The following is a 4281-nucleotide window of genomic DNA, read 5'->3' on the forward strand; positions in this document are numbered from 1 at the left end:
CCGCTGAGCCCCACTCGCCCGCGGGGTGGCTGATGCTCGCCAGCGGCACGGTCGCGAACTCCACGTCCGCGAGCCGCAGCCGGCGCGCCTGCCAGGCCAGCGCCAGCATGTCCGCCACGCCCGTGCGCGGTCCGGGGCGCAGCCCGCGGGCGACCTCGCCGACGAGCGCGTGCAGCTGCCGCGGGTCCTCCAGCGCGCCCGCGGCCAGCTGCCGCCCGGCGATCCCGGCGACCAGCCGCTGCTGGCGGCGTACGCGGTCGATGTCGCCGTGGCCGCTGTGCCGGGTGCGGACGTACTGCAGGGCCCGGCCGCCGTCGAGATGGTGCTTCCCGGGCGCCAGGTCGATGCCGGAGTTCTCGTCGCGCATCGGCTTCTTCGTGCACACCGGCGCGCCGCCGAGTGCGTCGACCGCCTGGACGAACCCCTTGAAGCGCGCCTGCAGATAGTGGTCGATGTCGAGCCCGGTGGCGCGCTCCACGGTGCGCGTCAGCAGGTCGGGGCCGCCGTGCTGGAGGGCAGCGTTGATCTTCCCGGAGTGCGCGGCGGGTCCTTCGCCGTCGTCGTGCGGGGCGAAGGGCACGTAGGAGTCGCGGGGGAGGCTGACGACGCTCGCGCGCCGGCCGCCGGCGGACAGGTGCACGACCATGATCACGTCCGCGCACCGGCAGGCCGCGCCGCCCGCGTGCCACCGGTCCTTCTCCTCCCGGGTCAGGCCGGCGCGCGAGTCGCTGCCGACGACGAGCACGTTGGTGCCCGTACGGCCCGGCGGCGGCGCGGCGTCGAGCGCCCAGCCGTAGCCGGAGTCGGCGAGCACGGCCAGGCAGGCGCCGGCGGCGAGGGTGCGGGACAGCGGGGGGAGCGCCATGGGGGTTCCTTCCCGGTGGGGTGCGGGACACCGGATGCTACGGGCCGGAATGCCCCGTAATATCCGTAAAAGCGGCCGTGTCCCGCCCCGGGCCACCCGGTCGACGCAAGGGGCGGGCGGCACGCCCGGCCGCGGTTCGGCCGCTGACCTCGGCGGACGGCGCGCCCGCCGGGCGCCCGCGAAGTGGACTCCTCATTGCGCCGCGCACCGATCATGGGTTCTAATTGCGAACGGTTCGCAATAACAGCCGGTCTTCAACAGGGGAGTGGGCATGTCAGTCCGCGGCATACGCGCAGCGGTCTCGGTCACGGCGGCAGCGGCGGTGCTCGCGGGAGCCGCCGCCTGCTCGAACCCGGACGCCGACGACGACTCCGGCGGCTCCGGCGGCGACGGCGCCACCGCCGTCATCGGCGTCGCCAACGAGCCCGACACCCTCAGCCCCCTCCTCGGCTACGGCAAGGACGGCAACTCCAAGCTCTTCGACGGCCTCCTCGCCCGCACCGCCGACATGGAGCTGCGCCCCGCCCTCGCCCGCGCGCTGCCCGAGGTCACCGACGACGGCACCACGTACACGTACAAGCTGCGCGACGACGTGACGTTCAGCGACGGCGAGCCCTTCACCGCCGCCGACGTCGTCTTCACCTACGAGACCATCCTCGACCCCGGCACCAACAACCCCTCCAAGGGCGACCTGGCAGCCGTCGACAGCGTCGAGGCCGAGGGCGAGGACACCGTCGTCTTCCGGCTGAAGTACCCCTACGCCCCCTTCGCCGAGCGCACCGTGCTGCCCATCGCGCCCGAGCACGCCGCCGGCAAGGGCGACGTCAACACCGGTTCGTTCAACACCGAGCCGATCGGCACCGGCCCGTACGTCCTGGACAACTGGCGCAAGGGCGAGAAGCTCACTTTCTCCGCCAATCCCGGCTACTGGGGCGGCAAGCCGAAGGTGGCGAAGCTGACCATGGCGATCATCGCCGACGACGACATCCGCGCCACCCGGCTGCGCTCCGGGGACCTCGACGGCGCCATCCTGCCGCCGAACCTCGCCAAGACCTTCGCCGAGGACGACGACAAGCAGACCGTCGCCGCCACCACCTTCGACCACCGCGCGGTCACCCTGCCCACGGACGACCCGGTCACCGGCGACATCGCCGTCCGCCGCGCGCTGGACGTGGCCGTCGACCGCGACGCCATGGTCGACAAGCTGCTGGAGGGCCGCGGCAAGGCCGCGTACGGGCCCGTGCCCACCGACAGCGAGTGGTTCGCCGAGGGCACCGAGCGGCCGTACGACATCGCGAAGGCCGAGCGGATCCTCGACGACGCCGGCTGGCGCACGGGTGACGGCGGCATCCGCGAGAAGGACGGGCAGCGCGCCTCGTTCACCCTCTACTACCCCTCCGGCGACAAGCTCCGCCAGGAGCACGCCCTCGCCTTCGCCGGCGACGCCAAGAAGGTCGGCATCGAGGCCAAGGTGGAGAGCGGCACGTGGGAGGTCATCGAACCGCGGATGGGCGAAGACGCCGTGCTCGCCGGCGGCGGCAGCCCCGCCGACCCCGACTTCGACCTCTACCCGATGCTCTACTCCGAGCTGGCCGGCCAGGGCTTCAACAACATGGCCTCGTACGAGAACCCGGACGTCGACACCGCCCTCGTCGAGGGACGGGAGAGCGGCGACAAGGCCGAGCGCAAGCGGGCGTACGACAAGGTGCAGCAGGACCTCACGGCGAATCCGGGTTACATCTTCCTCACCCACATCGACCACATCTACGTCGTCGCCGACACCTGGCGCGGCCTGACCACCCAGGTCGAGCCGCACGAGCACGGCTTCGGCAGCGGCCCCTGGTGGAACGTCGAGAGCTGGCAGCCCGCGCCGTGACCGGGCTGCCGCTGGCCCCGATGGCGCGGATGGCCGGGCGGCGGCTGCTGTACGCCGTCCCCGTCCTGCTGGCCGTCACCTTCGGGGTGTTCGCCATCGCCGCCGCCTCGCCGTTCGACCCGGTGAAGGCGTACGCGGGCACCGCCGGGTTCAGCGCCTCCCAGGAGGCGCTGGACCAGCTCCGCGACAGCCTCGGCGCCGACGACCCGTTCGTCACCCGCTGGTGGGACTGGCTGACCGGCGTCGCCGCCGGCGACCTCGGCGAGTCGACCAGCATGCGCCAGCCCGTCGCCGACGTCATCGGCGAGCGCATCGGCTGGACGGTGCTGCTGTGCGCGGTCGCGTTCGCCGTCGCCATCGTCGCCGGCACGCTCCTCGGCGTCCTCGCCGCCCGCAGCCGCGGCGGGCCGCTCGACCGGGCCGTCACCTCCGTCGCGTACGCCCTGGAGGCGGCGCCGCCGTTCTGGCTCGGGCTGCTCGCCGTCTGGCTGTTCGCGCTCCGGCTCGACGCGCTGCCGGCCGGCGGGCTGACCGACACCGGCACGGACGTCGTCACCTTCGGGCAGGTCGCCGAGCACGTGCTGCTGCCCGCGTCGGTGCTCGCCGTCTCGCAGATGCCGTGGTTCGTGCTCTACGTCCGCCAGGGCGTCGGCGACGCGCTGGACGAGGACCCCGTACGCGGCGCCCGCTCCCGCGGGCTCGCCGAACGCACCGTCCTGCTGGGGCACGCGCTGCGCTCCGGACTGCTGCCCGTGCTCACGCTGATCGGCACCCGGGTACCGGAGCTGATCACCGGCGCGCTGCTCATCGAGACCGTCTTCAGCTGGCCCGGGATCGCCGCGGCCACCGTCGAGGCCGCCACGTCCGTCGACTTCCCGCTGCTCGCCGCGATGACCGTGCTGGCGACCGCGGCGGTGCTCCTCGGCAACCTGCTGTCCGACCTGCTGTACGGGCTCGCCGACCCGAGAGTGGGCTTCGATGGCTGAGACACCACAGGCGGCGGCGCAGCCGGGCGCGCTCGACGGGCCGCCGGACGCGACCCGCTGGCGCACCCGCGGCACCGGCCGGAAGTCGGTGCGTACGATGCGCGTGCGCACCTCTGCCGCGGTCGTCGCGCTGGCCGTCCTCGCGGTGCTCGTCGTACCGCCGCTGGTCCAGCTCGACCAGCAGGCCGTCGACATCGGCAACAAGCTGGCCGCGCCGTCCCTCTCGCACCTCTTCGGCACCGACGACGTCGGCCGCGACGTGCTGCTGCGCTGCGTCTACGGGCTGCGCGTCTCGCTGCTCGTCGGCGTGGTCGCCGCGCTCGTCGCCACCGTCGTCGGCACCGCCGTCGGGGCGCTGGCAGGCGCGCTCGGCGGACACGTCGACCGGGCCGTGATGCGGCTCGTGGACGTCTTCGCCTCCGTACCGCACCTGCTGCTCGGCATCTTCATCGTCGCCCTGTTCCAGCCCGGGGTGTGGCCGGTCGTCGCCTCGGTGGGGCTGACGCACTGGGTGTCGACGTGCCGCATCGTGCGCGCCGAGGTGCTGTCGCTGC

At 73.6% G+C, this 4281-nt stretch carries 4 protein-coding genes; 3 read left to right on the top strand and 1 reads right to left on the bottom strand.

The window, feature by feature from the left end:
• On the bottom strand, positions 1 to 865 hold an 865-nt coding region (locus H5J30_RS19580; RefSeq protein WP_181788711.1), incomplete at its 3' end, for an LCP family protein.
• A 271-nt stretch (positions 866 to 1136) separates the two neighbouring features.
• Here H5J30_RS19580 and H5J30_RS19585 point away from each other — a divergent pair.
• The 3 genes from H5J30_RS19585 to H5J30_RS19595 all read left to right on the top strand — a co-directional run.
• Entirely contained in the window at positions 1137 to 2741 is a 1605-nt protein-coding gene (locus H5J30_RS19585; RefSeq protein WP_181788712.1) for an ABC transporter substrate-binding protein, read from the top strand.
• Between the two features lie 20 nt (positions 2742 to 2761).
• Positions 2762 to 3727 (top strand): ABC transporter permease, encoded by a 966-nt coding sequence (locus tag H5J30_RS19590; RefSeq protein WP_181788714.1) that lies wholly within the window; start codon positions 2762 to 2764, stop codon positions 3725 to 3727.
• On the top strand, positions 3720 to 4281 hold a 562-nt coding region (locus H5J30_RS19595; protein WP_181788713.1), incomplete at its 3' end, for an ABC transporter permease. The genes H5J30_RS19590 and H5J30_RS19595, both read left to right, overlap by 8 nt.

Source organism: Streptomyces phytophilus, from assembly GCF_013870535.1.
GTDB classification, from domain to species: Bacteria; Actinomycetota; Actinomycetes; order Streptomycetales; family Streptomycetaceae; genus Streptomyces; species Streptomyces phytophilus.